Origin of the sequence: Kribbella sp. NPDC004536 (assembly GCF_042873835.1) — a bacterium.
Taxonomy (GTDB): Bacteria; Actinomycetota; Actinomycetes; order Propionibacteriales; family Kribbellaceae; genus Kribbella.
In genome coordinates this window covers 623,865-649,169 of sequence record NZ_JBIALY010000001.1, presented here as the reverse complement: position 1 = coordinate 649,169, position 25,305 = coordinate 623,865, and the positions used below count along the sequence as shown (strand labels likewise).

Below are 25,305 nucleotides of genomic sequence, written 5' to 3'. Positions count from 1 at the left end.
TCCGGCGGCGCGACCTGTGGGTTCCGGACGCGGGTCGTCCGGTTCCGGTTCTACGGTGGTTCGCATGACGACTGCTTGGTACGAAGCTCCCTCGCACGCGGCCGGCGCCGCCCTGGCGGCTGCAGTCACCGGCGACGTCGACGTACGGGCCAGCGGTGTGCGGGTATGGGCCGACGATCCTGAGGTGGCAGCGGCGGCGCGGGAACTCGGGCTGACCGCGGGCACGCTCCAGACGCTCGACGTGGTGATCGAAGCGGCAGACCCGGTCGCCGTACGCGCGTTCTGGGAACGGGTACTCGGCGAGGGCCGCCACCCGGTCTTCTCGGTACGACAGCTGGACGAGCCCCGGCCGTTGCGGAATCGGATCCACGTCGACGTGGTCCGTCCGGAGGAGCAGGTGATCGCGGCGCGGGCGGGACGCGAGCCGTCGGGGCCGTTCGGGGTGATGCTGGCGGACAGCGAGGGGAACGAGGTCGACCTGGTGCCGGGGGAGCGGCTGCCCGGGACCCGCGACTGGTACGCGTTGTTCAGCGCGATGGTGTGCTACCCGGACGCGCCGGCGCAGTTCGTGATCGCCGCCGCCGAGCTGGCCGACCGCGCGGGCATTCCGCTGCAGTTCGACGTACGTGCAGCGGGTGTGACGATCGCCGGCGCCAAGGACGCGTGGGAAGGCGATGACGGCGCGGATCCGGCGTTCGTTGCCCTCGCTCAGCAGATTGAGGGTGCGGCCAAGGGTCTCGGGTTACGAGCGGACCCGGCGCCGTTGCGGTTCGTACAGTTCGGCATCGATGCGCTCGACGTACCGGCCGTCCGGGCGTTCTGGATCGGTCTGCTCGGCTACGAGCCGGACCCACGGCCGCAGCTCACCGACATCTACGACCCGCGTGGCCTGAATCCGGTGCTGTTTTTCCAGCAGTTGAAACAACCGCGCCCGCAGCGCAACCGGATCCACTTCGAACTGACGGGAGAGAACGTCGGCCTGATCAGCGATCCGGAAGGAAACGAAGTGCTGGTCAGAACGTGAAAGACCTGCCCCTCCACCTGAAAGGGCAGGTCTTCGAGTTGTCTCCTTTGCGGCTCAGCCCATTCGCCGGTGCGCCTTGACCAGGTCGAACTCGTGGACGATGGCGGTTGCGTGCCCATGTGCGAGTGCGTACTCGCTGGAGAGCCATCGAACTCTGTCGTCGAAGCGCAGGAACGACGGTCCGTCGTTCATCAGCTGGAACCACTCGGTCATAGCGCGTCCGGTGCATCTGGGCACGGCCTCCACCAAACGCTGATGCGTCTCCTCGGAGTGGTTCAAGCCCATCTTCGCCTCCCGTCATCGGGGTACCGCGTAGTTATCGACTGTGCACCACCTGGCCGCCCGGAGGCAAGACTCCCGACATGAAAGTCCCCGCTCAGCGGACGCACAACCCAACAACTATTGACCGACCGGAACGCTTTCCGAATTTTCCAGGACGCGTTCGACCTCGGCCTTGGGGTGGCGGCGGCGGTGCCGGAGGGCGGCCCAGCGGCCGCGGGGGCCGCGTTCGCGACCGGCGACCTCGGTGGCGGCGACCTCCGTGCCCGGGCGACGGGCAGCCTGTACGGCGGCCTGGGCGATCGGGAGGATCGCCTCGCCCCGGAACGGTTCCGGATGCACGAACGACTCCGAGCCGATCCCCATCGCGGCCGCCACCGACGGCAGCAGCGCGGCCGAAGCGGCGGCGTACCCGGTGGCGGACGGGTGGAAGTTGTCCCGGCCCCACATCGACGGGTTGGTCCGGAACACCTCGCCGAGCAACGAGCCCAGAGACACGGAGCGGCCGCCTGCTTCGACGACTGCGATGGTCTGAGCGGCGGCCAGCCGATGGCTCCAGGACCGGGCGACCCACCGCAGCGGCGGCATGATCGTCCGGACCACGCCCAGGTCCGGACAGGTACCGACCACCACCTCACAGTTCGCGGCGCGCAGCCGGCGGACCGCGGTGGACAGCAACCGGACCGACGTCGACGGCGGCATCTTCGCCTTCACGTCGTTGACGCCGATCAGGATGACCGCCACGTGCGGACCGGCCTGCAGCGCGGCGTCCACCTGGCCGGCGAGGTCGGTCGACTTCGCCCCGGTCTTCGAGACGTCGACCAGCCGCACCGGCCGTTCGGCCAGCTCGGCCAGCCCCGAGGCGAGCAGCACCCCGGGAGTCTCGTCCGGCGAATCGGTGCCGTACCCCGCGGCGCTCGAGTCGCCGAGCATGGCGAACGTGATCGGATGTCCTGGATACCGGCCGTACAGACCGTTGCCCGGAGTGGGGTAGTACCTCGTCGGTCCGATCACGCGCTTCGCGTACTCGGCCTCAGCGGTCAGTACGCCGTACAACGTGGCACCGATGAGTCCGAGTCCCCCGCCCCCGAAGGCTGCGGCCTGGGCCAGCTTCTTGGCTGCCCTGGCTCTACTCATAAGTACAAGGATTACACGCAGTTACGTCGACGCAAGTGAAAATAGGGGATAGACACGCACATCACTACAGTAAGGATCGTGCGCTACGCAGAATCTCTCCTGGACCTCGTCGGCAACACCCCGCTGGTGAGGCTGACCAAGACAACCGACGGTGCCTCGCCGCTCGTCCTCGCGAAGGTCGAGTACTTCAACCCCGGCGGCTCGGTGAAGGACCGGATCGCGGTCCGGATGATCGAGGCCGCGGAGGCCTCCGGCGAGCTGAAGCCCGGTGGCACGATCGTCGAGCCGACCTCCGGCAACACCGGTGTCGGGCTCGCGATGGTCGCCCAGCAGAAGGGCTACAAGTGCGTCTTCGTCTGCCCGGACAAGGTCAGCGAGGACAAGCGCAACGTGCTCAAGGCGTACGGCGCCGAGGTCGTGGTCTGCCCGACCGCGGTCGCGCCGGAGCACCCGGACTCGTACTACAACGTCTCCGACCGCCTGGTCCGCGAGATCGAGGGCGCCTGGAAGCCGAACCAGTACGCGAACCAGAACAACCCGCGCTCGCACTACGAGACCACCGGTCCGGAGCTGTGGGAGCAGACCGACGGCAGGATCACGCACTTCGTCGCGGGGGTCGGTACCGGCGGCACGATCAGCGGCACCGGTCGCTACCTCAAGGAGGTCTCCGGCGGCCGCGTGCAGATCATCGGGGCCGACCCGGAGGGCTCGGTGTACTCCGGCGGCACCGGCCGGCCGTACCTGGTCGAGGGCGTCGGCGAGGACTTCTGGCCGGAGACGTACGACCGGGAGATCTGCGACCGGGTGATCGAGGTGTCGGACGCGGACTCGTTCGCGCTCACCCGCCGGCTCGCCCGCGAAGAGGCGATGCTGGTCGGCGGCTCGGCCGGGATGGCGGCCGCGGCGGCGATCCGGCTCGCGCACGAGGTGGACGACCCGGACGCGGTGATCGTCGTACTGCTGCCGGACGGCGGCCGCGGCTACCTGACGAAGGTGTTCAACGACGACTGGCTCGCCCAGTACGGCTTCCTCGCGCACTCGAAGCAGGGCACTACGCTCGGTGACGTACTGGCCGGCAAGGACGGCAGCCTGCCGCCGCTGGTGCACACGCACCCGCACGAGACGGTCGCCGAGGCGATCGCCATCCTCCGGGAGTACGGCGTCTCGCAGATGCCGGTCGTCCGGGCCGAGCCGCCGGTGATGGCGGCCGAGGTGGCCGGCGCGGTGTCGGAGCGGACGCTGATGGACGCGCTGTACTCCGGCAAGGCGCGGCTCGCCGACATCGTCGAGCAGCATATGGACCCGGCACTGCCGTCCCTGGGCGCCGGCGAACCGGTCACCAAGGCGGTCGAGCTGCTCGAGGGTCGCGACGCCCTGATGGTCCTGGACGACGGCAAGCCGGTGGGCGTACTGACCCGGCAGGACCTACTGGTCCATCTGTCCGCCGACTGAAGGTATTTAGCGGTCTACGACTGACGGGATGATGGCGATCAGCGCGGTGATCACGATGCCGATCACCACAACCGCCGCCCCCACGATCTGAAGAATGTCCATGCCTCAAGAGTCCTTCAACAGAGGCGTTCAGACATCGGCCGCCGGACCGGTCTTCCCCTCATCCCAAGGTCGTACCCCACCACCCCCAGCCTCCTACCACAGGAGTCCGGGTAATCACCTAATGGACGCCCGCCTCAAAGGACACCGCTGCTCGGGCGGCTGTCTGTCGGGCGCCTTCGGTGAGGTGCCGCTGCCGGCAGCACGTATACGACGCCCGCGGTTGTTCCCGCGTGAAATGGACGCCGCTGCGCGGCGGTTGTCTTGTTGGCCGCCTTCGGCGGCGTGCTACCGCCCGCGGACGGATGCGTCGGCCACGGACAACTGTTCCGTGACGCCTCGCGAGGGACGGGTTGCTTCGCCGTCGGCTTGATGCCGGGCTGGGCAGTCCGCGCCCCGCCGGAGGCGGCGAAAGAACTGCCGCCGCGAAGCGGTGTCCATTCGCCGATGTCGACTAGTGGACGATGGCGAAGTCTGTGGGGTTGAGTTTTCTGGTGCGGTGCCAGTAGGTGAAGGTCCATTCGGGCCAGATGGTGGAGTTGCGGCCGGAGGGGTCCAGGTACCAGCTGGTGCAGCCTGAGTGCCAGACGGTGGTGTCGAGGTCGGTTTGGACGTCGGCGACGAAGTGGTCCTGGACGTCTTCGCGGACTTCGAGGTACGTCGCGTTGCGGCGGCGGAGGAGGTGTAGGGCCTGCATGACGTAGCGGACCTGGGCCTCGATCATGAACACCATCGACGAATGGCCGAGGAGCGTGTTCGGGCCGACCAGCAGGAAGAGGTTCGGGTAGCCGGCGACGGTGATGCCGAGGTGGGCGCCGATGCCGTTGCGTTTCCAGTGGTCCGCGAGGTCGACGCCGTCCTTGCCGAGGATCGGCATCCGGGTCAGGTTCGCGGACACGTCGAAGCCGGTGCCGAGCACGATCGTGTCGCAGGCCCGCTCGGTGCCGTCGGTGGTGACCACGCCGGTCGGCGTGACCCGCGCGATCGGGGTGGTGACCAGGCTGACGTTCGGCCGGGCGAGCGCCGGGTAGTAGTCGTTCGAGATCAGGATCCGCTTGCAGCCGATCTGGTAGTCCGGGGTCAGCTTCGCGCGCAGTTCGGGGTCGGTGACCTGCTTGTGCAGGTGCCGTTTCGCCTGTATTTCAAGGCCTTTCATCAGCTTCGGGTTCCCGGCGAAGCCAGCGCCGCGGCCCTCGAGTCCCCAGTAGATCGCGTTCCGGATCGTGCGTTGCCCGGCCGGGAAACGTTCGTGCACTTTCCGTTCCCAGCGGCCGATCGCGCGGTCCGGTTTCGGCGTGACCCACGGTGGCGTGCGCTGGTACACGTCCAGTTGCGCGACCTGCGGAGCGATCTGCGGTACGAACTGGATCGCCGACGCGCCCGTACCGATGACTGCGACGTTCCGCCCGCGCAGGTCCTGGCTGTGGTCCCACTGCGCGGAGTGGAACGTCGTACCGGCGAACGAGTCCAGGCCCGGGAGGTCCGGGAGCTTCGGCCGGTGCAGGCTGCCGACGCCGGCAACGAGTGCCTGTGTCTCGATCGTCTCGTCGCCGTTGACCGTGACGGTCCAGCGCCCGCTAGCCTCGTCGAAGACGGCCTCGGTCACCTCGGCGCCGTACCGGATCTTGTCCGCGATGCCGTACCTGTCCGCGCAGTACCGCAGGTACTCGAGGATCTCGTCCCAGGGCGCGAACATCCGGGTCCAGCGCGGGTTCTGCTCGAACGAGAACGAGTAGAGGTACGACGGGATGTCGCAGGCGCAACCCGGGTACGTGTTGTCCCGCCACGTGCCGCCGAGGTCGTCGGCCTTCTCCAGGATGACGAAGTCCTCGCAGCCGGCCTGCTTGAGCTTGATGCCCATACACAACCCGGCGAATCCGGACCCGATGATCACGACCTCAGCCATAGCAGCCGAGGTTACCGGCGGGTTATCCCGCGACGGAAGAGGTCCGGCGGACCTGCACCACTCACCAACCCGCTCAACGCGGGCCGGGCTGAGCGCAACGAGGCCCCGCCGGGCCGGATCGGAGCGGTTGGTGAGTGTCTGGCGTCCGCCTACGCCTTGAGCCGGTACAGCGTCTCGCCCGCGTTCGGGACGACGAACGTGTCCGGGTCGGCCTCGTACGCGTCGAGGTCGACGGTGGCGGGGTCGAGGTAGCCGAGGTTGGCCCCCAGGACGACGTCCTCCGGGATGCCGGTCGCGAGCGTGACCTGGACGCGGAGGTGTTCGCCGCTGACCGGGTCCCAGGTGCCGGCGCCGCGCAGGTGGGTCGAGTGCGCGAGGACGCCCCAGTGCAGGTCGCGGAACTTCTCCCACTGGCCGACGAAGTAGTCGCGGCAGTGGTACCCGATCTCCGCGATCTCGGGGTGCATCGCGGCGAGCTCGGTGACGTGCGGCGCGTAAAGGATCACCTCGCCGCCGTCGGCGACCACCGGCTCGAGCTTGTAGAACCCCTTCGCCGCGGTCCAGATGTCCGCGTACTTCGGCGGCATCACCGACACCACCCGCTTTACGGGGTGGTCGAGGTAGCGGACGTGGGTCAGCGCGGAGATCTCAGCGGCGGCGCGCCACGACTCGGTGGTGTCGCCGAACGCGACCGCGTGCAGCTTGCCGGTACCGGACTGGGCGACCACGGACAGCGCGAGCTTCTCGGCCGGGATCAGCGCGGCGGCCTCGTCGATCAGCGCCCGGACCGGCGTGATGCCGGGCGTACCGATGATGTTCGCGCTGGTGATCAGCGCGCCGAGCCAGTGCGAGAAGTCGATCACCTCCTGGCCGGCGACACCGGGGAAGAAGTACTTGTTACCGCCGGAGAACCCGACCACCTCGTGCGGGAACACCGGCCCGACGACCAGCGCCACGTCGTGCTCGACGACTGCCCGGTTCAGCCGGACCGGTACCGCGTCGCGGAGCATCTCGTCCGAGATCTCGCCGACGCGATCCGGGCTGATCGTGCCCAGGTCGGCGAAGGTGTCCGGCTTCCACCACTCGTGGTTGAGTACGTTCGGGTAGTCGCCGCCGAGGTGCTCGCGGAGCTGCTCCGGCGGCATCGCCGCATGGGTGCCGAGGGCAACCAAGATGGTGACCTGACTACCCTTGAGGGCCTGTGTGACCGCCTTCAGGAGCAGCGGCAGCGGGCAGCTGCGGGTGGCGTCCGGGACGATCACGCAGACGCTGCGTCCCTCCAGACCCGCACCGGCCAAGGCGTCCCCGACGAACGCCGTCACCTCGTCGTCGGTCAGTACCTGACCCGCTCCACCGATCACCGCCGCATTGGTCACATCCCCGACCCTACCTACCTCCAGACTCCGAGGGCAGTGGTGGTGGCGTTCGTCGCCTCCGACGGCGCGCGCTGGGTGACCGGTCAGACGCTGGATGCAACCGGCGGTTCCCGGTTGTGACGTAGCTGTTGACCAAACCCCTTACAGGACTGACGATCGGGGCATCACTGGGGGAGTGAGGGGGATGTCGTGATGCGTCCACGGGGGTTCGGGGGTGTGTTGCTCGGGACTGCGCCGTCGCTGGTCGCGCAGTGCGAGACGGTTGCCGACGTACAGGCCGCGGTCGGGTACGCCGTGGAGCACGAACTGGGCGACTCGCTGCGCCTGGATCTGCGGCGGATGAACAGCGTCCAGCTCGACCTGGACGCGCGGATCGTCCGCGTCGGTGGCGGCGCGACCTGGCGGGACCTGGACCGCGCGGCCCAGCCGTTCTGCATGCTCACACCGGGCGGGCGGGACTCGTCGGGTGCTGTCGCGGACACCGCGCTCGCCGGGAGCTCGGGTTGGCTGGAACGGAAACTCGGCCTCGCCGCGGAGGCGCTGATCTCGGTCGAACTGGTCACCGCCTCCGGCGAGTTGGTGATCGCGGACGAGACCCGGAACACCGAACTGTTCTGGGCTCTGCACGGCGGCGGGGCGAACTTCGGGGTGGCGTCGGCGCTGACCTTCCGGCTGACCCAGGTACCGATCACAACCGTGGCCGTGCTGACCTGGCCGGCCACGGCGGCGCCGACGGTGATCCGCACCTACCGCGATCTCATCGATGCCGGCGCGCCGCCCGCCCTGGGTGGTGGGGTGCTGCTCGTCACGGGTCTGGTGATGGCGATCGTCGTGTACGTCGGGGACTGCGACGAAGCTCGTACCGCGATCGGCCCGCTGCTTGCCCTTTCCCCGGAAGTCACCGTCCTGCGCGAGACTCCGTACGCCAGCCTCCAGCCGACCCTCGGTCTGGGCGGCTGGAAAGCGTGTTCGGAGCGGTACTTCCCGGCGTTTCCGGATGCCGAGGTGCTGGCGTTGTGCGACGCGGCCGCCGGGATGGATGCGGGAGCGAGGCTGGCGTTGTGGCCGCGTGGTCGTGCTGGGGATCGGCCGGTGGTCTACCGGGAGGCGACGTGGGTGGTCGAGGCCTCCGGGGCGTACCTGGAGGACACGTGCGTACCGGCTGGGCAGGAACGGTTGGTGGAGGAGTACGGCGCGGCGAACTACGACCGGTTGGCCCGGGTGAAGTGTCAGTACGATCCGGAGAACGTGTTCCGGGTCAGCCGGAATGTTGAACCTGCGTGGCGGTGCTCGTAGCCCGCGACCATTGCACGGCAGCGATCACGGCGTACGTGATCCCGCCGAGCGGAATCGCCCAGAGCCGGAAGAACGGCAGTTGCCCGGACACCGCGGTCGCCGCGAACACCACGCCGTACGTCGCAACGCCCGCGACCGTCCCGCGCCGGCGCGACTCCAGCGCCGTACTCGGCAACGGGCCCATGTGCCGGTCGAGGATCGTGCCGAACGCGCTCAGCCCGGCCAGCACGGCGACGATGATCAGGAAACCGCCCGGCAACCCGCCGAAAACGATGGCGGCCGCGTTCAGGAACGCGATCACCGCGCAGGCAACGGCGACATCGAGCGCCCCGAACAGCAGGTGTGAGCGCCGGCGGCGTTTGAGGTCGACGTTCTCGGCGGTCCGGGTCGGCCCGGGCTCGCCGGTGAGCCGCCGTACGGTCAGAACCAGTCCGATCACGAGGCTGATCAGCAGCAGTACGCCGATCACGGTGAGGATCACCGACTTGGTGGTCGACATGTACTGGTGGACCTCGCCGCCGGACACGCAGCTCGCCGACGGCGGGAACCAACTGGTCCGCGGCACCCCGTCGACCACGCCGAGCTTGCGCGCACAGGACTCGCCCGGGTCGAACCCGCTCGGCTGGGACAACGTGACGACCGCCGTCCACACCAGCCCACCGATCAGCCCCAGCCCCAGCAGAGATCCCGCACGCCGTCGTACCCAGTCCACGCCTCTACCCTCTCATCCGTGGACTCCTACCTCGCCCAGCTCCGCCGCGACGTCGGCTCTCGCCTCTTGCTGATGCCAGGCGCGCAGGTGCTGGCGGTGGACGCGGACGACCGGATCCTCTTCCAGCGGAGCCGCGACACCGGTCTCTGGGAACTGCCCGCCGGCGGCGCAGAACCCGGCGACGGCTTCCGTACCACCGCGGCCCGCGAGTTCACCGAGGAAACCGGCCTACAGCTCGACCCGGACGACCGGGCGACGGGGGTGTTTCAGGCCTGCTGACGGTTTCCCGGGTGGGCGGGAATGTGGTCCCTGGTGGCGCCCGCGGTTCAGGGGTGTCATCGGGGTATGAGCGAGCGAACAGAGTTCCTGCAGTGGTTCGACGGCGAGTGGCGGCCCGCGGAGGTCGCGCTCCACAACGGCGATGCCGAACCACGCCGCGCACTGTGGTCGACGAAGGACCCCGTGACCGTGTTCGGGGCCTGGAAGACCGCCACGACGTCGGCCGATGCCGATGCCCTCTTCGGCCTACTCGCCGACGACTTCTCGGACGGTACGTCGTCCGACGTCGAACTCGTCTCGGCGGACGCGATCGGCGACCTCGCCTACACGATCGGCTACGAGCACACCACAGCCAGCTGGAAAGGTGAATCCCGCACGTACACGCTCCGGGTCACCCAGCTGTACCGCAAGGAGAACGGTGTCTGGAAGGTCTTCCACCGTCACGGCGACGCACTGAGCTAGCCCCGAAAACCCGAGGCGGATCCGGCGCCACGATGGGATATTGCGGGGATGCGCAACGTGACCAGGAACGACATCGCCGACGGATTGCGGCAACTGGGGCTCGATCGGACGTCCGAGGTGATCGTGCACTCGTCGCTGAGCTCGTTCGGGTACGTCGACGGCGGTGCGGAGGCGGTGTGCGCGGCGCTGACCGAGGTGTGCGGCACCGTACTGATGCCGGCCGGCAGCTGGGACCTCACCGGAACTCCCGCGCCGCCCGGGCTGGTCCGGCCGCGGAACGCCTTCTGGAACGCGGAAACCTGGCCGGAGTTCGACGAGAAGTTGTCGCAGGCAACCAGTTTTCGGCCGGACCTCCCGGTCGACAAATGGCTCGGTACGATTCCGGAAACCTTCCGCCGGACCTGCTCGCCGGCCCGAACCGGCCACCCGCTGTTCTCCTACCAGGCGGCCGGCCCGGCCGCCGAACGGATCCTCGGGGCCCAACGCCCCGACTGGCCTCTCGGCCCGATCGAGGCCCTCGACGGCGACGTCCTGCTGATCGGCGTGTCGCACACCTCGAACACCACGATCCACCTGGCCGAACAACACCTCGGCCGCTCCCGCTTCTACCGCTACGCGAAGTCGGCCGACGGACTCTGGGTCGAGTACCTGAACATCCCCGGCGACAGCCACCTCTTCGACGACATCGAGCCGGCGCTCCGCCCGTACACCAAGGAAGTCCAGATCGGTCAGGCCCGGGTACGCCGAATCCCGAAACAAGCTGTTCTCTCGACCACCTGCCAGCTGATCGAAGCCGACCCCGCGGCACTGCTCTGTACCGACGACCCCAGCTGCCGCTGCGCCGCGGCCCTCGAGCAGCGCTTGCTCAGTTGACGTCGATCAGGACCTTGCCGGTCACCGACTGCTCTACCGCGTTGTGGGCGGCGGATGCCTGGTCGAGAGGGTAGTGGTGCAAGGGGATTCCGGCCTCGGGACCGACCCGGACGGCGCCGGCCGCGACGGCCGCCGAGACGTCGCCGAGGGCCCGGGGCCGCCAGGAATCGGGGGCTGTGTAGAGGAGGACGAACTGCCACCGCGCGTTCGGCACCATCGAAGCCCGGACCGGGAGCTCCATCGTTTCGCCGCCGTCGGTTGCGTACACCGCGACCGAGCCGTGCGTCGCGATCACCGCGGCGTCGATGGCTGCGTTCGCCGCGGGCGACACCTCGACGATGGTGTCCACGCCGTGCGGAGCGATCGCACGTACTTCAGCCACAACATCCTGCTGGCGGTAGTTGATGACGTGATCCGCGCCGGCCAGCGCAGCGAGGTTGGCCTTCTCTGGGCTGCTCACCGTCGTGATCACCGTGGCGTCGGACCACCGTGCCAGCTGGATCGCGGCGTTGCCGACCGCGCCCGCGCCGCCGGCCACGAGTACGGTCCGCCCGGCGAGCTTGCCCGGGCCGAGGTGGACCGGCCCGTCCTCGGTCACGGTCAGGCACCGATGGGCGGTCAGGAACGGTACGCCGAGCGAAGCCCCCAGGTCGTACGACGCGGAGTCCGGCAGCGGCACCACATGCCGCACCGGTACGACCGCGTATTCCTGCGCCGTACCGCCCGCAGGCCGCTGGTATGCCGCCTCCCAGATCCACACGCGCTGCCCGGCCAGCGCCGCGTCGACCCCTTCGCCGACCGCGTCGACATCACCCGAGCCGTCCTGGTTCGGCACCTGCGCGGGCTGCACCGGCGTACCGGGCGCGCTGCCCCGGCGCGACTTCCAATCAGTCGGGTTGACGCCCGACCGGCGGATCCGAACCCGCACCTCGCCAGGCCCCGGCTCGGGCATCGGCCTGTCCACGAGGGTCAGGACATCGGGCTCACCGGTCACGGAATACTCGATGGCACGCACGCCCTCGACGCTACCTCAAGGTCTTGGTGAACATCAGCGTGGCGGAATCGTCGTTCCTGATCATCTCCATCGGCGCCACCTGCCGGCCGTCGTAGATCAGCCCGCGCCCGTCGGGGAGGTAACCGCGGCGGACGTACATCCGCTGTGCCTGCCCGTAGTCCGGGTACAGCCCGACGCCGATCCCCACCACGGCGGACCGTTCCGCGACCAGGGCCTCGGCCGCGTCCATCAACGCCGACCCGATGCCGCGCCGCCGGAGCTTCGGCAGTACGTTGAAGTCCTGGATCTCCGGAATGCCGGAGAACGGTTCGTACGGCGATTCCCACCGCACCGTGACGTATCCGGCGTAGGCCCCGTCGACCGTCGCGACCAGCACGTCCCGCGTCCCGGCGTCCTGCTCGCCCAGATAGCGCCGGTACTGGCTCTCGGGCTTCGGCCACCCGAGCTCCTCGAACGCCGCCGCGATCACCGGCGGATCGTCGTCACGCAACGGCCGGATCTCCAACCCGTCGATCATGCCCGCCAGCCTGCTGGAGGCCAGCCCGGGCGCGCAACCGGTTTACCCGTGGAGGGCGCCGAGCCGACGCCCTCCACGGGCCTGGTTCACGGCGTCGGGTCCGGGTAGCTGCCGCCGAGGATGTCGGTGTTGCCGAACGTCCCTGGGCAACCACTCATGTCGGGTGCCGTCGCGGGACCGGCGTACAGCGCCGTGCGATAGGCGTTCACGGCTCCACAGACCGCGACGGCGTGGGCGTCGTTCCAGACCGCGACCGCCGAGTCGTTCGACGCCGCGGCGTACACGTAGTCGCCGAGGAACTCGTCGGTCAGCGCGTTCGCGCTGCTGCCGCGCGGATCGCCGCCGGCCGTGCGTTCGAGCGTCGTCCAGCCGGTCGGTACTCCGCCTGCGACGTCCGAGTGCAGTACCTCACCGACGAGACCACGTGGGTCGGTCGTGTTGTCGCGGTACACCGTCGTGAACGAGTTGTGTACGACGTACAGATCCGTGCCGTCCGGGGACACCGCCGGTGCGGTGTACACCGGCCGATCGCCGGCCGTGAGCTTGAGCGGAGTCGCCGGGGCCCAGGAGGTTCCGCCGTTCCGCGACCAGGTGAGCATCAACTGCTCCTTGTTCAGGCCCTGCCGGCCGTCCGACCAGGTCATGAAGATCTCGTTGGTCGCCCCAACACCGGCCGGGCGGCCGTTCGCGATGTCGACGCTCGGAGCGCCGGCCAGGTCGACGCGCGCGCCGCCGATCCCGTCCATCACCGGACGGCCCTGGACCGGGTCGACCACACCGGGCTCGACCACTGGCGCGACCACGGTCGGACCGGTGAAGTGCGCGCCGCCGTCGGTCGACTTGTACATCAGTTGCAGGCTCTGACCGCTGCGCACGCCGACGCCGAACACGTAGACGTTCCCTGTGCTGTCCGTGCGTACGGTGCAGCCGTCGGGCTGTTGGCTGACGCCGTTGTTCGTGGCGGGCCCGACCTGGCTCGTGGTCCAGGTGCTGCCGCCGTCAGCAGACCGTGCGACGGTGAGCGGTACCGGGAGCGCCTGACCGTGGCTGTTGCTGCGGAAGCTGGCCCAGCATACGTATACATGCCCGAAGAAGGGGCTGCTCGACGCGTTGTCCGCGTACACCTGCTCCTTGTCCGAGAAGGTGGTCGACGACTGCTTCGAGATGATCACGGGTGCGTTCCAGGCGGATGCGTCGTTGTTCGCCGCGGCGTGGAGGTTGTCGGCGGTCGACACCGCGATCGCCTCGAACCCACGGAACGTCTCGAGCTGCCGTACGGCGGAGAAGTTCGCCGTCAGGTTCGCGTAGTACAAGCGGGAACCGTTCGACCAGGCGAACTTGCCGTCCGGACCGGGGCGCGGTCCGAACGCGACCGCCGGGTCACCGTCCGAGACCAGGCCGGCCTCGTAGTAGTGCGGCAGCGTCCCGATCTTGCCCACCTTCGGGGCGCAGACCGCCGGGCCGAGGCAGTCGCGGGCGGTCCAGCCGGAGTACGTCGGTTGCTGCCAGCTCTGACCGCTGTCGAACGAGAAGTACACCCCGGACACGCCGACGCCGGGGGTGAACGGGCACGTGTTGGGCGCGCCCGCGGCACACGATTCCATGTCGATCTCGTCGTTCACGCCGGCGACGACGACCGACGGATCGTGCGCGTCGATGGCCACCGCGGGCTCGTTCTGCTTGTTCTGCGAGAACGGCGAGGGCGGGCTCCCGACCGTCACCTCGGTGGACGGTGCCGCGTACGCAGCGACGGCGGCGCCACACACGGCGGCTGCGAAGGCAGCGACGGAAGCGATGACGAGGCGTGGTCTGCCCATGATCCCTCCCCGGGACGACCCAGCGGGCCGGGACTGGTTCCCCGTCCGTCTGGGGCGTCTCGACACTGCTCCTGTCGCCCGTCCCGCACAACACTTCGACACGGTCCGTGACGGCTCGCGAACCGTCGTACGCGAGCCGTCACCTCATCGGCTCTTGCCGTCAGCGGAAGGAGACCTGGCGGGTTTTCATAGCGGTCAGTACCTGGCCGCTATTGGCGGTTATCGTCTGGGCATGACGACAAACGAGCAGACCGTCTCCGGTGAGCGGGCGGACATCCTGGACCTTCTCGCGACCCGTCGGCACTTCCTCCGGCACACCGCGCAGGGGCTGACCGACGAGCAGGCGAGCACCCGCAGCACGAAGAGCGAACTGACCGTCGGCGGCCTGATCAAGCACGTGATGACCGTCGAGCAGCACTGGGCCGAGTTCGCCCAGGGCAAGGGGGAGACGGCGGCCGTCGAGTTCACCCCGGAGGTGATCGCGGTCTGGCAGGACCAGTTCCGCTTCGTCGAGGGCGAGACGCTGGCCGACGTACTCGCCGCGTACGAGAAGGTCGCCGAGGCCACCGCCGAACTGGTCCGCACCCTCGACCTCGACGCCAAGTACGAACTCCAGGCCGCCCCCTGGCAGCCCCCGGGCGTCTTCTGGACGGTCCGGATGGCCTTCCTGCAGATCGCCTCCGAAACCGCCCAGCACTCCGGCCACGCCGACATCATCCGCGAAACCATCGACGGCCAGAAAACGATGGGCTGAACCTGCGAACGCCGACACTCCGGGCGCCAGGACGATCCTCCTGGCGCTGCCGGCAACTAGCAGGCTCGTCCCGTCAACGAGTTGGCCGCGGCGTCCACCTGCTTCGCGGATTCAGCCAAACGCTTCACCTCGGCACTCGCGGTCTTCTTCGAGACACCTGAAGCCCGGAGCGCCCGCGCCGCAGCCGTGACATTCGAGAGATCAGGCACAGTGCCGCCCGCGTTCCGGACGGACTCCGCGGCCGTCTGAATCGAGGTCATCGCCGTCCGCAGTTCCTGCTCCGCACCAGCAAGATCCGTCGTGGCGGTCTCGAAGTCCGATTCGGCAGTGGTCACGTCCGAATAAGTAGTGCCCTCGTCGGAGATCGCCGTGTAGACATCAATGCAGTTCACGGACTTCACCCTCGCAAGAGCAGCGCGCTGTGACTTCAAGGCACTGCGCACACCGCCAACGGCAGTGGACAAGCCCGCGGTTGCCGTGGTGATCGCGGTGGTCAATGAGGGCAGGTCATTGACGCTCTCCGACAGTGCCTGTTCCTGTTGCGCCAGATCTGCGGCCGCCCGTGCATCGGCGGCTTCCTGCGCGGCCTGCGCGCGCTGGGTCGTGACGCGTGCGGCAAGCGCCGCAACGGCACGGTTGTACGAATCGAGCGTCGAGCGGTGGTAGGTCACCGGCGTAACACCGCCATCCTTCTGCGGAACCGAGAGCGTCAGCGAGTCGCCGTCCACCTTCCCGGTGACCGTGGTCAGCCCATCGAACGTCAGGCTCACCGCCCCGTGCGACAGCTTTCCTTGAAAGCTGCTGTCCGACGAATCTGTTGGCGCACCATCAGACTTCTCTGACGCTGACACTGCTTGATAGGTCCCTGTCAGTACGCCGCCGTCCTCAGTCCATTGGACCACCGAGAGTTGGTCCGCGCCCTCCGCTACGTACGTCTCGGGTCCCTGATCCGAACCCGGCGTGCAGCCGGTCAGCAGAACTCCAGCCAAAGCCAACGCCACAGTCAGCCGCATGATTTCCCCTCTCGCATCCCTGCCCCACTTCTGGATCGCTGGAGCCGTCTCGTGTGTTACCGAAACCTTTGGCCGGCTTGCCGCATCGGGGTTTGTAAGGGAGATGCAAACCTCGGTGAGCTGACCGCCCCCATGGGCTGCCGTGGTCCGGTGTGTCGCGTGTGCGGCACACCTGTCCGCTCAGCAGACCGTCGCCGGTGTCCCGGCGGCGGTGGGGGAGAGGTACAACTTCATGCGATTCAGGGGAACGGCCGTTGTGGCCGTGGGGATCGCTGTTCTGTTGCTGGGGGCAGTGACAGCGCAAGCAGCGCCGGGGATTCCGATCGTCCCGGCACCGCAGGACCCGGGGGGCGCGCAGTTCTTGCCGGGCGCGAGCAACGTCGTACCGGCGACCGCGCCGCCGGCCACGGACATCGGTACGGCGCAACCGAAGGCGCTCGCGGCGCCGCACTACGCGTGTCCCGGGTTCAGCGGGCTCGAGGCAACGAATCCGTTGCCGAACCTGTACGCCGACAAGTTTGCCTGGGGCCCGTATGCGGCGTACAAGGTCGGCAACGGCAGCGGCAACATCAACTGGTCGCTGAACCCGTACAAGAACGCGAGCTGGTACATGTGGTTCCACTCGTTGCGCTGGCTCGGTCAGGGAATCGTTGCCGCGGGCAAGGGTGATCTGACCGCGCTGACGAGGGTGAACACGATCGCGTACGACTGGTACCGCGACAATCCGTACTCGTGGAAGGCGAACGTCGGCGCCTGGGAATCGACCATGCACCGCGCCAACGTCCTGATCTGCCTGCGCCAGGCGATCCTGAGCGGGTTGCACGTGACGGCTTTACCGACGCGGTACGCCTGGCTGGACGCGGCCCTGCTCAGCCACGCCCGGTTCCTCACGAACTACTGGAGCGGCGCGTGGAACCATGGTACGGACGAGAGCATCGCGCTGTTCGGCGTCGGCTGCACGCTCGGCCGGACCGACTACAAGAACCTCGCCCAGCAACGGCTCGCGGCCGGGATCACCACGTCGATCGACGCGCAGGGGTCGACCAACGAGCAGTCGACCGGGTACGCGTCGTTCAACTACTCGCTCTGGGGCCGGGCGATCGCGGTACTGCAGAACTGCGGCGTGAATCCCGGTACGACGATCGCGACCCGGCGCGCGCTGCTCGCCAAATGGTTGACGCTGGCAACGAACTCGCTCGGCAGGCTGCATCAGCTCGGCGACACCGAAGTACAGTCGACGTACCCGTGGACCGGGACGCCGATGGAGTACGCGGGTTCGTTCGGGAAGACCGGTACGGTGCCGCCGTGGCGGGTCGGGGTCTACTCGAACGGGTACGTGTTCGGCCGCACCGGCTGGGGGACCGATCCGGCGCGCGGGTTCGCGGGCGAGTCGACGTACAGCATCAGGTTCGGGCCGGCCCGGGCGTTCCACGGGCACCTCGACCACATGAGCATCACGTACACGTCACGTGGGCGGGACATCATCGTCGACGGCGGGTACGCGGCGTACAACGCCGGGGCGTACCGGACGTGGGCCGTCAGCCCGAGCGCGCACAGCGTACTGACGACGCCGACGTCGACGGCCCTGAACCCGGTGACCCGGCTGACGTCGTACGCGGTCAAGGCCACGTCGGAGTCGTACGTGTTCAGCGATGCGCCGGCGAGTGCGGTCAGCCGGGTCCGCTCGGTGCTGGTGCTGAAGGATCCGGATCTACTGGTCGTGTGGGACCGTGCGTCGGCTCGTACCGCGCAGGCGTTCCAGACGTTGTGGCACCTGCCGCCGGACCAGCGTGCGACGGTGTACTCGCGGACGACCGCGGTCGCGATGGCGCCGGGCGACACGACCCGTACGGTCTTGCTCCAGGTGCCGTTCAAGCAGGCGCTTCCGGCCGGGGCGATCCTGGTCAAGCAGGCGCAGACCTATCCGGTCCAGGGGTGGTACTACCCGACCACCTTCACCCGGAAGCCCGCGCCGACGGTGATGCTGGCGCGCTCCGGGAAGACCGCGTCGATCCTCTCGTTCGTGGTCCCGGTCAGGTCGTCGGGCACGGTGACGTACTCGGTCCGTCAGTCCGGTACGACGTTCGTCGTCAACCTCAACGTGGGCGGGCGGCGTACCGCGATCGCCATCTCCGGCGGCGGCTCGCTCTACCGCGCCGGCTGACGTACGGCCCTGAGCTGCGCGAAGGCTGTCGGCGGCCCGTCGTTCAGGCGGGCGTCGATGGCCGCGGCGCACTCCGCCGGTGACAGCTCCTCGGAGTCCACTTCCACGTCGTACACACCGTGGGCGTGGACGAGCGGGAACTGTACGGCGGCGAGCCCGATCGTACGGTTACCGCGGTCGCGTTCGCGGCGTTCGAGCTCCGGGAGCGAGCACTGAACGCCGACGAACAACACCGGCAGCCCGTCGAGCACCGTCAGACAGTCGTCGAGCCGCCACCGTTCCCCGAGGATGTGGTCCACGATCACGTCGTTCCCCGCCGACGCCATCCCCGCGACCGCCCGATGGAACCCGAGCACGGTCCGCTGGAACACCGGCAGGAACGTCTCGTCGGTCCACTCGCGGCGCGCCCGGGCCCGGTGGAAGTGGTCGATCTTGAGGTCGTACCAGACGCCGTCGAGCGACTTCATCAGCTCGCCGGCGATCGTGGACTTCCCGGAGCTGGACGTCCCGTTGAGCAGAATCACCCGCCCCGGCCCGGTCGCGGTACCTGGGGTCAGCTCATGAGTTGCGGCGATCGACACCGCCCCATCATCGCCTCCGGTCAGCCGCGACGGTTCCGCGGCACCTGGAACCGGTGGACCTGCTGGGGCCAGCCGCAGGCCGCCGCGATCTTCCCGGCCCAGTACCGCGCAGCCTCCTCGTCGGCGACATCCAGTACCGCGAACCCGCCGAGGTGCTCCTTCGACTCCACGTACGGCCCGTCCGTGAACAACGGCGTACCGCTAGCAGCATCCACACTGAACACCGGCGCATCCGGATCCAGCCCACCCGTGAAGATCAACACCCCCGCAGCCCGCATCTCCTCCAACAACGGCCGCAACGCAGCCGACTTGCCCTCCAACTCCGCATCCGTATGCTCCGGCACCCACTCGTCGTTGAACGCAACCAGGTACTCAGCCATGACTCCTCCAAACCCCAGAACGACCACACCAGCCGCCCTCTACCCCCTCCACGAACCACCCACCCCCAATCCGACAACTCCCCCCAAGTTTCTACCGGGCACGCTACTGGCTGTAGGTGGTGAGGAAGCGGTCGCGGAAGGTGTTCATGGGCCAGATGGGTGCGTCGGGGGATGGGCGTAGGCCGAGGGGCCAGCCCCAGGTTGCGGCGCGGGCGGTTATGGCTGGGTCAGCGGCGATGATGCTTATCGGGACGTCGTGGCTGGCGCCGTTGCCGGAGACGATGCTTGCGGGCTGGTGGTCGCCGAGGACGACGAGGACCAGGTTGGGGTCGTGGAGCTGCTGGACGAACGAGGTCAGGGCGTCGAGCGAGTACGCGATGGACTGTGCGTACGCGGCCTTGACCCGTTCCGGCTGCCGCCACACGTCTTCCGGTGAGTCGCCCTCGGCCGGCATCGGGTCGAAGACCGAGCCGTCACCGACCTGGCTCCAGTCGACCAGGCGGGGGAGCGGCGCCCACGGCGTGTGGCTGGAGACCAGGTCGATCTCGGCCATCACGGGACCGCGATTTGGCTTGTCCAGTTCGAGTCGCTGGAATGCGGCGAGGGTGTACTGGTCAGGCATCGAGGCGTAGCTGAACGACGGCCCGGCGTACCCCACGTTCCGGCGGTCGTAGACCATGTCGTAGTGGTAGTACGTCTTCCCCACCGACCAGTCCTCGTCGTTGGACGGTACGTCCGCGACCGTACGCCAGCCGGCTCGGCCGAACGCGCCCGTGAGCGTGACCCGGTCGAGAGTGACGAGGTGGTCGTAGCGCTGCTGGCTGTCCACCCACAGCCCGGACTGCAGGGTGGAGTGCGCCAGCCAGCTGATGCCGCCGAACGTCGGTGAGGTGAGGAAGCCGCTGCGCGAAGAGAAGCCGGCCTGCTGCAGCCGCCGGTCCCCGGCCTCGAGCGCCGACCCCACGACAGGTGAGTCGAGCGCCGTACGCCCGTAGCTCTCGACGAAGACCAGCAGTACGTCCTTGCCTTTCAGACCATTCAGGAGTTGGTTGCCCGGGGTGTCGCGGAAGCGATCCTGCTCGAGCGCCTGCGTGAACTCCCGCTGGTCGCGGAGATCGTCACGGACCTGCGTGGCGAGCCGGACTGTGGAGGCGGAGGCGAGCTCCCGTACGGGCCAAATGCCGGTCAGCGTCGGCACGAGCGAGATCGCGGCCAGGACGGCGACGATCCGGATCGTCCGCCGCCGGTGGCTCGCGACGAGCCGGGCCACCCGCAGCGCCGACAGAGGCAGCAGTACGAGCAGGGCTACGCAGAGCACACCGGCTGCGACGAAGACGGCGAGCGCGCCGACACGGCCGATCGAGTCGCCGAGCAGGCTCAGCGCGGAGCCGGCGTACGCCCCGTCGTACACGGGGTGGAACGCCCGGTCGAAGGCGAAGTAGAAGCCCCGGTCGAGCAACCGCAGGATCAGCAGCACTCCGGCGAGGAGACCGACGATCACGGCGAGGACCCACGCGAGTCTCGACGGCAGGACGCAGACAAGTACGACGAACAGCAGGCCTTCCAACGGGATCCGGAGGAACAGGTTACTGGTGTGGTCCGGCACGATCAGCGCAACCCAGACCAGGAGCACCGCCAGCGCCGACGTCACGGTGGCGCGCGTGAAGTGCGGCCTTCCAGCCTGGCGCCACAGCCCCCAGACGTCATGGCCGAACGACTCGGTCAACAGGCCCAGCGCGATCAGCACCACGACCGTGGTCACGACATCAGGCAGGAAACCGGCCGCCGCGACCGTCAGCGTGATGCCCTGGATCGCGGCGACCACCTTGGCCCAGTAGCGAGGCGGGAGCGAACCGCGCAGCCACGGCCACACCCAACCGGCCGCCACGTACAGATAGCGGGCCGCGCCGATCGCAAGCACCCACCAGCCCGTCGTACGGGCGACGTACACGCTCAGGACCATGATCAGGAACGCGTCGACCTCCATGTCGAACCGCGCCCCGAACGCCGACACCGTGCCGGTCCGCCGAGCGACCCGACCGTCCACGTTGTCGAGGACCAGCGCGATCGTCGAGAGCACCACGAGTACGGCCACCGGCGCGCGGCCGCCGAACGAGTCCGCGGTCAGCGCCGCGACCACACATGCGAGGATCGCCCGAGTCAGCGTCACCCTGTCCGCGGGTCCCAGCCCGTCCCGTCCGTGATGCACCATCGCGCGGGCGAGCAGTACGGCAAGGCCGGCTCCGGAGACGACGCCGGTCACCCAGCCGGGGACGTCGAGGCCGGTGACTGCTGCGAGTACGCCGAGAAGTACGAGCAGACAGGCGAAGCCGGCGAGCGGGCCGATGAGGATGCGGCTGCGCACTCGACCCTGAACCAGACGCACAGTGCCTCCGTATCTACGGGTACGACGGTCATACGAGAACAGCGTCGCACTGGTTCATCCAAGCCGAAGAAGGGAACCGCCATCAGCCGAAGCATCTGGCCGTGTGCGCGCGTCGCAGGCGGCGCCGCGATCCTGGCCGTTCTCGTTTGGCGGGTGGGCATCGGCCCGCTGGTGGACGGGCTCCGGCTGACGACCGGTTGGCCGCTCGCCGCCGCGTTCGCGATCACCGCGCTCACCACGTTGTGCTGCGCGGTGCGGTGGCGACTCATCGCCGGCAGGCTCGGCGTCGAGATCCCGCTGCGGACTGCGGTGGCTGCGTACTACCGATCGCAGTTCCTGAACGCCACGCTGCCCGGAGGGGTGATGGGCGACGTACACCGCGCCGTACGCCACGGGCGCGACGTCGGCGACCTGAACCTCAGCCTGCGCGCGGTCGCGTGGGAGCGGACCTCAGGATTCGCGGTGCAGCTCGTGCTGACCGTGGGCGTACTGCTCCTGCTGTCCTGGCCGGCCGGCTCCCTTGTCGGCCCGGCCGCCGTGGTGGTCGCGGTCGTCGCCGGTGTGGTCGCCGTACTCCTCTGTCTCAAGGGCGGCCGTCTCGCTTCGCGGATCGCACGCGCGTTCACCACCGACCTACGCGACGCGGTGCTCGCTCCCCGCGCCTGGCCGGGCATCCTGCTCGCATCAACCGTCGCCGTACTCGGCCACGTGACCGTCTTCGTGATCGCCGTACGAGCGACCGGAGCGGACGTGTCGCCCGCCCGACTGTTGCCGCTGGCCCTGGTCGTGCTGACGGCCTCCGCAGTACCGACGAACATCGCAGGCTGGGGCCCACGCGAAGGCGCCGCCGCCTGGGCGTTCAGCTCGGTAGGGCTGGGCGCGGCCCAGGGCGTCACCGTAGCGGTCGTCTACGGCATCCTCGCCCTCGTGGCGACCCTCCCCGGAGCTGTCGTGCTGGTGCTTGCCCGCCGGCCGGGTCTCACGAGTCCACGACTGCGTCGAAGTACGGCCATCCGTCGACCTCGGTGTCCTGATCGCGCACAGCGGGATCCAAAGCGTCCAGAAGTCGACGAACCGTTCCAGGCTCGAAGAGGTTGAGATAACTCCGATCCGGCAGCCGCATCAACGCACCTGCGTCGAAGTACGTGTTCGACACGACCCGGTCCGCGCCAGGCCGGAACACGAAGACCAACCGCCGCCGCGTGCCCTCTCGGAACAAGGAAAGCGTCAAGCAGTCCGCCCGCTGACGAACCGTCCACTGCCAAGTGACGTCACCCACCACCAGCCGGCGCAGGCGACGGCCGTCGATCTTCATCCCGACACCGTAGAACAAAGCGCCCGACCGCTAGGCGGTCGGGCGCTCGCACGCATCACGCAGGGAACTTGGCCCCGGTGTTGCTGTGGCACCGGTACCCGTTCGGGTTCTTGAACAGGTACTGCTGGTGGTAGTCCTCGGCGTAGTAGAAGGTCTGGGCCGGGGCGATCTCTGTGGTGATGTCGCCGTAGCCGAGGGGCTTGATGACGGGGGCGTACAGGTCGCGGGTGCGCTCGGCCTCGGCGCGCTGGGCGTCGGTGGTGTAGTAGATCGCCGAGCGGTACTGCGAACCCAGGTCGTTGCCCTGGCGCATGCCCTGTGTCGGGTCGTGGGTCTCCCAGAAGACCTTCAGCAGGTCGGTGAAGGTCGTCTTGGTGGGGTCGTACACGACACGGACGGCCTCGGTCTGGCCGGTGCGGCCGGTGCAGACCTCCTCGTACGTCGGGTTCGGGGTGTAACCGCCCGCGTACCCGACGGCGGTGGTGTACACGCCGGGCTGCTGCCAGAAGATCTCCTCGGTGCCCCAGAAGCAGCCGGTGCCGAACCAGACCTCCTCGAAGCCCTCGGGCGCGGCGGCGGTCTGCGGCGTGTGCAGGACGATGTTCTCGTCCGGTACGGCGAAGCCAGGGGTGGGCCGGCCGGGCAGTGCGGCCGCCGGCTCGACCATGGCGGTGTTGCGGGTGAAGAACGACATTCTCACGCCTCTCGCAGTGTGACTCTCATAGTCTCCCAACGCTCCCCGTAGGGCGAACCTTCCCCGCACCCCTTACGGCACGATGACGTGCGCACGGCGGACCTGCAGCACTCATCATCACCCGTCAACACCCGCCGAACGGGGGCCGCTGAGCGTGAACCCGCCCCGCGGTGCCGGGCTTGGTGAGTGGTGGCGGTCCGCCAGGCCATCACAATCGCGCCTGGGGCGGGGCGTCAGGCGGAGAACGCCCGGAGCGCCCGATTGTGATGGCCTGGGCGTCCGGCATCACGCGATCATCACCCCGGTCCGTCGCGCGGGGCTCGCGGTGGTCAGGGAGTTGTAGGACTCGGCCAGGCGCTGGACGCCGTCCCGCAGCGCGTCCTCGTCGAGGGTGAACGGGAGGCGGATGAAGGACTCGAGGCCGCCGTCGGGGGAGAAGCGGGAGCCGGCGACGAGCAGGGCGCCGTTGCGCTGGGCGACGCCGACGAGGCTGGAGCCGACCGGTTCGGGCAGTTCGCACCACAACGACAACCCGCCGGACGGCAGCCGGAACCGCCACGACGGGAGCTCGGCCGAGACCGCGGCCGCCAGCGCGTCCCGCCGGCGGGCCAACGCCGCGCGCCGTTCCGGCAGGAGCGTCGACCGCCGGCGCAGCAGATCGGCCACCACCAACTGCTCCAGCACCGGCGCCCCGAGATCCAGCGACGCCCGCGCGTCGAGTATCCGGGCCACCAGCGCCTCCGGTACCCGCATCCACCCGATCCGCAGCCCGCCCCAGAACGACTTGCTCACCGACCCGACCGTGATCACCCCGTCCGGGTCGTACGACGCGAACGGCGGCGGCATCTCCTGCCCGTCCAGCGACAGCTCGAACAGCGTCTCGTCCACGATCGCCGTCGTCCGGGACCGTGCGAACGCCCGCGCCAGCCGCTGCCGGTCCGTCGCGGGCATCAGGAAACCGGTCGGGTTCTGGAAGTCCACCACCAGCCACGCGGCCCGCGGCGCGGTCTGCCGGATGGTTGCCTCCAGCAACGGCAGGTCCCAGCCGCCGGGCGATATCGGTACCGCGACCACCCGGCAACCGCTGCGCCGGATCGCGTCCACCGAGTTCGGGTGCGTCGGGCTCTCGGTCAGTACCCGGTCGCCGATCTGGGTGAGCGCCCGGACCGCGATCGAGGTCGCCGCGAGCGCCCCGGCGGTGACGATGATCTGGTCCGCGGAGGTCGGCAGCCCGCGTTCGCAGTACGCCGCCGCGATCTCGGCCCGCAGTACGGGCAACCCCTGCGGGTGATACCCGGGCGTCGCCAGGTGCAGCGGCAGGTCGAGCGCCGCCGACGCGACCGCCGTACTGATCCCCGGTACGGCCGACGGCGCCGCGCAGGTGAAGTCGTACAGACCCTCGGTGTCGATCCCCGGCGCGTGGTGCCGCCCGAGTTCCGGCTCGACCTTCGACGGCAGCACGGTCACGCTCCCCGAACCACGCCGGCTCGTCAGGTACCCGCTGTCCCGCAGCTCCCGATACGCCGACGCCACCGTCGTACGGCTGACCCCCAGCGCGTCGGTCAGCTCCCGCTCGCTGGGCAGCCGCGAGCCGGGCATGATCCGCCCGTCGGCGATCAGCAGCCGGAGCCGTTCGGCCAGGACCCGGTACGCCGGTCCGGTCCCGTCGGCCCACTCGCCGAGCAGGCCGGTCAACGTACTGGCGGGGAGGTAGCGTGCTTGCATGCAGTCCACTATCCCGCAATTGGCTATCGAATACCAGGCCACTTGATCC

23 protein-coding genes are annotated in these 25,305 nt (G+C 68.9%); 9 read left to right on the top strand and 14 right to left on the bottom strand.

The genetic code is table 11. The features are described from left to right. The first annotated feature begins 64 nt into the window (after positions 1–64). Positions 65–1,024 carry a VOC family protein gene (locus ACFYRU_RS03100; RefSeq protein ID WP_387652402.1) on the top strand — a complete coding sequence of 320 codons (960 nt, stop codon included), beginning with the start codon at positions 65–67 and terminating at the stop codon, positions 1,022–1,024. A gap of 54 nt (positions 1,025–1,078) precedes the next feature. Here ACFYRU_RS03100 and ACFYRU_RS03095 read toward each other — a convergent pair whose 3' ends face one another. Both ACFYRU_RS03095 and ACFYRU_RS03090 read right to left on the bottom strand, forming a co-directional pair. Further along, the gene (locus tag ACFYRU_RS03095) at positions 1,079–1,309 is read right to left on the bottom strand and encodes a DUF4287 domain-containing protein (protein WP_380193634.1); all 231 of its coding nucleotides are present in this window, start codon (positions 1,307–1,309) and stop codon (positions 1,079–1,081) included. Positions 1,310–1,423: 114 nt separating this feature from the next. Continuing rightward, positions 1,424–2,440 (bottom strand): SGNH/GDSL hydrolase family protein, encoded by a 1,017-nt coding sequence (locus ACFYRU_RS03090; protein WP_387652400.1) that lies wholly within the window; start codon positions 2,438–2,440, stop codon positions 1,424–1,426. 78 nt (positions 2,441–2,518) lie between these two features. Here ACFYRU_RS03090 and ACFYRU_RS03085 point away from each other — a divergent pair, with 78 nt between their 5' ends. After that, complete coding sequence (locus tag ACFYRU_RS03085) at positions 2,519–3,892, top strand: cystathionine beta-synthase (RefSeq protein ID WP_387652398.1); 1,374 nt, start codon at positions 2,519–2,521, stop codon at positions 3,890–3,892. A 553-nt stretch (positions 3,893–4,445) separates the two neighbouring features. Here the strand turns inward: ACFYRU_RS03085 and ACFYRU_RS03080 are convergent. After that, on the bottom strand, positions 4,446–5,897 hold the full coding sequence (locus tag ACFYRU_RS03080; protein ID WP_387652397.1) for a flavin-containing monooxygenase: 1,452 nt from the start codon (positions 5,895–5,897) through the stop codon (positions 4,446–4,448). 149 nt (positions 5,898–6,046) lie between these two features. Then, entirely contained in the window at positions 6,047–7,273 is a 1,227-nt protein-coding gene (locus ACFYRU_RS03075) for a lactate racemase domain-containing protein (protein WP_387652395.1), read from the bottom strand. Between the two features lie 192 nt (positions 7,274–7,465). On the opposite strand from ACFYRU_RS03075, the gene ACFYRU_RS03070 reads away from it, so the two are divergent. Beyond that, complete coding sequence (locus ACFYRU_RS03070) at positions 7,466–8,569, top strand: FAD-binding oxidoreductase (RefSeq protein WP_387652393.1); 1,104 nt, start codon at positions 7,466–7,468, stop codon at positions 8,567–8,569. Here the strand turns inward: ACFYRU_RS03070 and ACFYRU_RS03065 are convergent. Then, a complete protein-coding gene (locus ACFYRU_RS03065; protein WP_387652392.1) occupies positions 8,532–9,281 on the bottom strand; it encodes a hypothetical protein in 750 nt (249 codons plus the stop codon). The genes ACFYRU_RS03070 and ACFYRU_RS03065 overlap by 38 nt on opposite strands. Before the next feature lie 18 nt (positions 9,282–9,299). On the opposite strand from ACFYRU_RS03065, the gene ACFYRU_RS03060 reads away from it, so the two are divergent. From ACFYRU_RS03060 to ACFYRU_RS03050, 3 genes are all read left to right on the top strand, one after another. Further along, the gene (locus ACFYRU_RS03060) at positions 9,300–9,560 is read left to right on the top strand and encodes an NUDIX domain-containing protein (RefSeq protein ID WP_387652391.1); all 261 of its coding nucleotides are present in this window, start codon (positions 9,300–9,302) and stop codon (positions 9,558–9,560) included. 66 nt (positions 9,561–9,626) lie between these two features. Continuing rightward, entirely contained in the window at positions 9,627–10,022 is a 396-nt protein-coding gene (locus ACFYRU_RS03055; RefSeq protein ID WP_387652389.1) for a nuclear transport factor 2 family protein, read from the top strand. Between the two features lie 57 nt (positions 10,023–10,079). Next, entirely contained in the window at positions 10,080–10,895 is an 816-nt protein-coding gene (locus ACFYRU_RS03050) for an AAC(3) family N-acetyltransferase (protein ID WP_387652387.1), read from the top strand. On the opposite strand, the gene ACFYRU_RS03045 is transcribed toward ACFYRU_RS03050, so the two are convergent. The 3 genes from ACFYRU_RS03045 to ACFYRU_RS03035 form a co-directional block, all read right to left on the bottom strand. Continuing rightward, positions 10,888–11,910 carry an NADPH:quinone reductase gene (locus tag ACFYRU_RS03045; RefSeq protein WP_387652385.1) on the bottom strand — a complete coding sequence of 341 codons (1,023 nt, stop codon included), beginning with the start codon at positions 11,908–11,910 and terminating at the stop codon, positions 10,888–10,890. The two genes, ACFYRU_RS03050 and ACFYRU_RS03045, sit on opposite strands and share 8 nt — an antisense overlap. A 10-nt stretch (positions 11,911–11,920) precedes the next feature. Next, the gene (locus ACFYRU_RS03040) at positions 11,921–12,427 is read right to left on the bottom strand and encodes a GNAT family N-acetyltransferase (RefSeq protein ID WP_387652383.1); all 507 of its coding nucleotides are present in this window, start codon (positions 12,425–12,427) and stop codon (positions 11,921–11,923) included. A gap of 86 nt (positions 12,428–12,513) precedes the next feature. Then, on the bottom strand, positions 12,514–14,244 hold the full coding sequence (locus ACFYRU_RS03035) for a sialidase family protein (protein ID WP_387652381.1): 1,731 nt from the start codon (positions 14,242–14,244) through the stop codon (positions 12,514–12,516). A gap of 232 nt (positions 14,245–14,476) precedes the next feature. On the opposite strand from ACFYRU_RS03035, the gene ACFYRU_RS03030 reads away from it, so the two are divergent. Then, positions 14,477–14,998: a DinB family protein gene (locus ACFYRU_RS03030; RefSeq protein ID WP_387652379.1), complete on the top strand. Its 522-nt coding sequence runs from the start codon at positions 14,477–14,479 to the stop codon at positions 14,996–14,998. 56 nt (positions 14,999–15,054) lie between these two features. Here the strand turns inward: ACFYRU_RS03030 and ACFYRU_RS03025 are convergent, their stop codons facing one another. Next, on the bottom strand, positions 15,055–16,011 hold the full coding sequence (locus ACFYRU_RS03025; protein WP_387652378.1) for a hypothetical protein: 957 nt from the start codon (positions 16,009–16,011) through the stop codon (positions 15,055–15,057). Between the two features lie 292 nt (positions 16,012–16,303). Between ACFYRU_RS03025 and ACFYRU_RS03020 the strand changes: the two genes are divergently transcribed. Next, positions 16,304–18,175, top strand: a complete 1,872-nt coding sequence (locus ACFYRU_RS03020) for a heparinase II/III family protein (RefSeq protein WP_387652376.1) — start codon at positions 16,304–16,306, stop codon at positions 18,173–18,175. On the opposite strand, the gene ACFYRU_RS03015 is transcribed toward ACFYRU_RS03020, so the two are convergent. The 3 genes from ACFYRU_RS03015 to ACFYRU_RS03005 form a co-directional block, all read right to left on the bottom strand. After that, complete coding sequence (locus ACFYRU_RS03015; protein WP_387652374.1) at positions 18,160–18,756, bottom strand: chloramphenicol phosphotransferase CPT family protein; 597 nt, start codon at positions 18,754–18,756, stop codon at positions 18,160–18,162. The genes ACFYRU_RS03020 and ACFYRU_RS03015 overlap by 16 nt on opposite strands. Before the next feature lie 20 nt (positions 18,757–18,776). Then, the gene (locus ACFYRU_RS03010; RefSeq protein WP_387652372.1) at positions 18,777–19,136 is read right to left on the bottom strand and encodes a YciI family protein; all 360 of its coding nucleotides are present in this window, start codon (positions 19,134–19,136) and stop codon (positions 18,777–18,779) included. A 103-nt stretch (positions 19,137–19,239) separates the two neighbouring features. After that, positions 19,240–21,522, bottom strand: coding sequence for a CDP-alcohol phosphatidyltransferase family protein (locus tag ACFYRU_RS03005; RefSeq protein WP_387652370.1), 2,283 nt, complete (start codon positions 21,520–21,522; stop codon positions 19,240–19,242). Here ACFYRU_RS03005 and ACFYRU_RS03000 point away from each other — a divergent pair. Continuing rightward, positions 21,508–22,620 carry a YbhN family protein gene (locus ACFYRU_RS03000; protein ID WP_387657992.1) on the top strand — a complete coding sequence of 371 codons (1,113 nt, stop codon included), beginning with the start codon at positions 21,508–21,510 and terminating at the stop codon, positions 22,618–22,620. The genes ACFYRU_RS03005 and ACFYRU_RS03000 overlap by 15 nt on opposite strands. Before the next feature lie 272 nt (positions 22,621–22,892). Here ACFYRU_RS03000 and msrA read toward each other — a convergent pair whose 3' ends face one another. Together msrA and ACFYRU_RS02990 are read right to left on the bottom strand one after the other, a co-directional pair. Further along, the gene (gene msrA / locus ACFYRU_RS02995) at positions 22,893–23,531 is read right to left on the bottom strand and encodes a peptide-methionine (S)-S-oxide reductase MsrA (RefSeq protein WP_387657989.1); all 639 of its coding nucleotides are present in this window, start codon (positions 23,529–23,531) and stop codon (positions 22,893–22,895) included. A gap of 285 nt (positions 23,532–23,816) precedes the next feature. Then, positions 23,817–25,256 carry a PLP-dependent aminotransferase family protein gene (locus tag ACFYRU_RS02990; protein ID WP_387652368.1) on the bottom strand — a complete coding sequence of 480 codons (1,440 nt, stop codon included), beginning with the start codon at positions 25,254–25,256 and terminating at the stop codon, positions 23,817–23,819. Between the last annotated feature and the right edge of the window lie 49 nt (positions 25,257–25,305).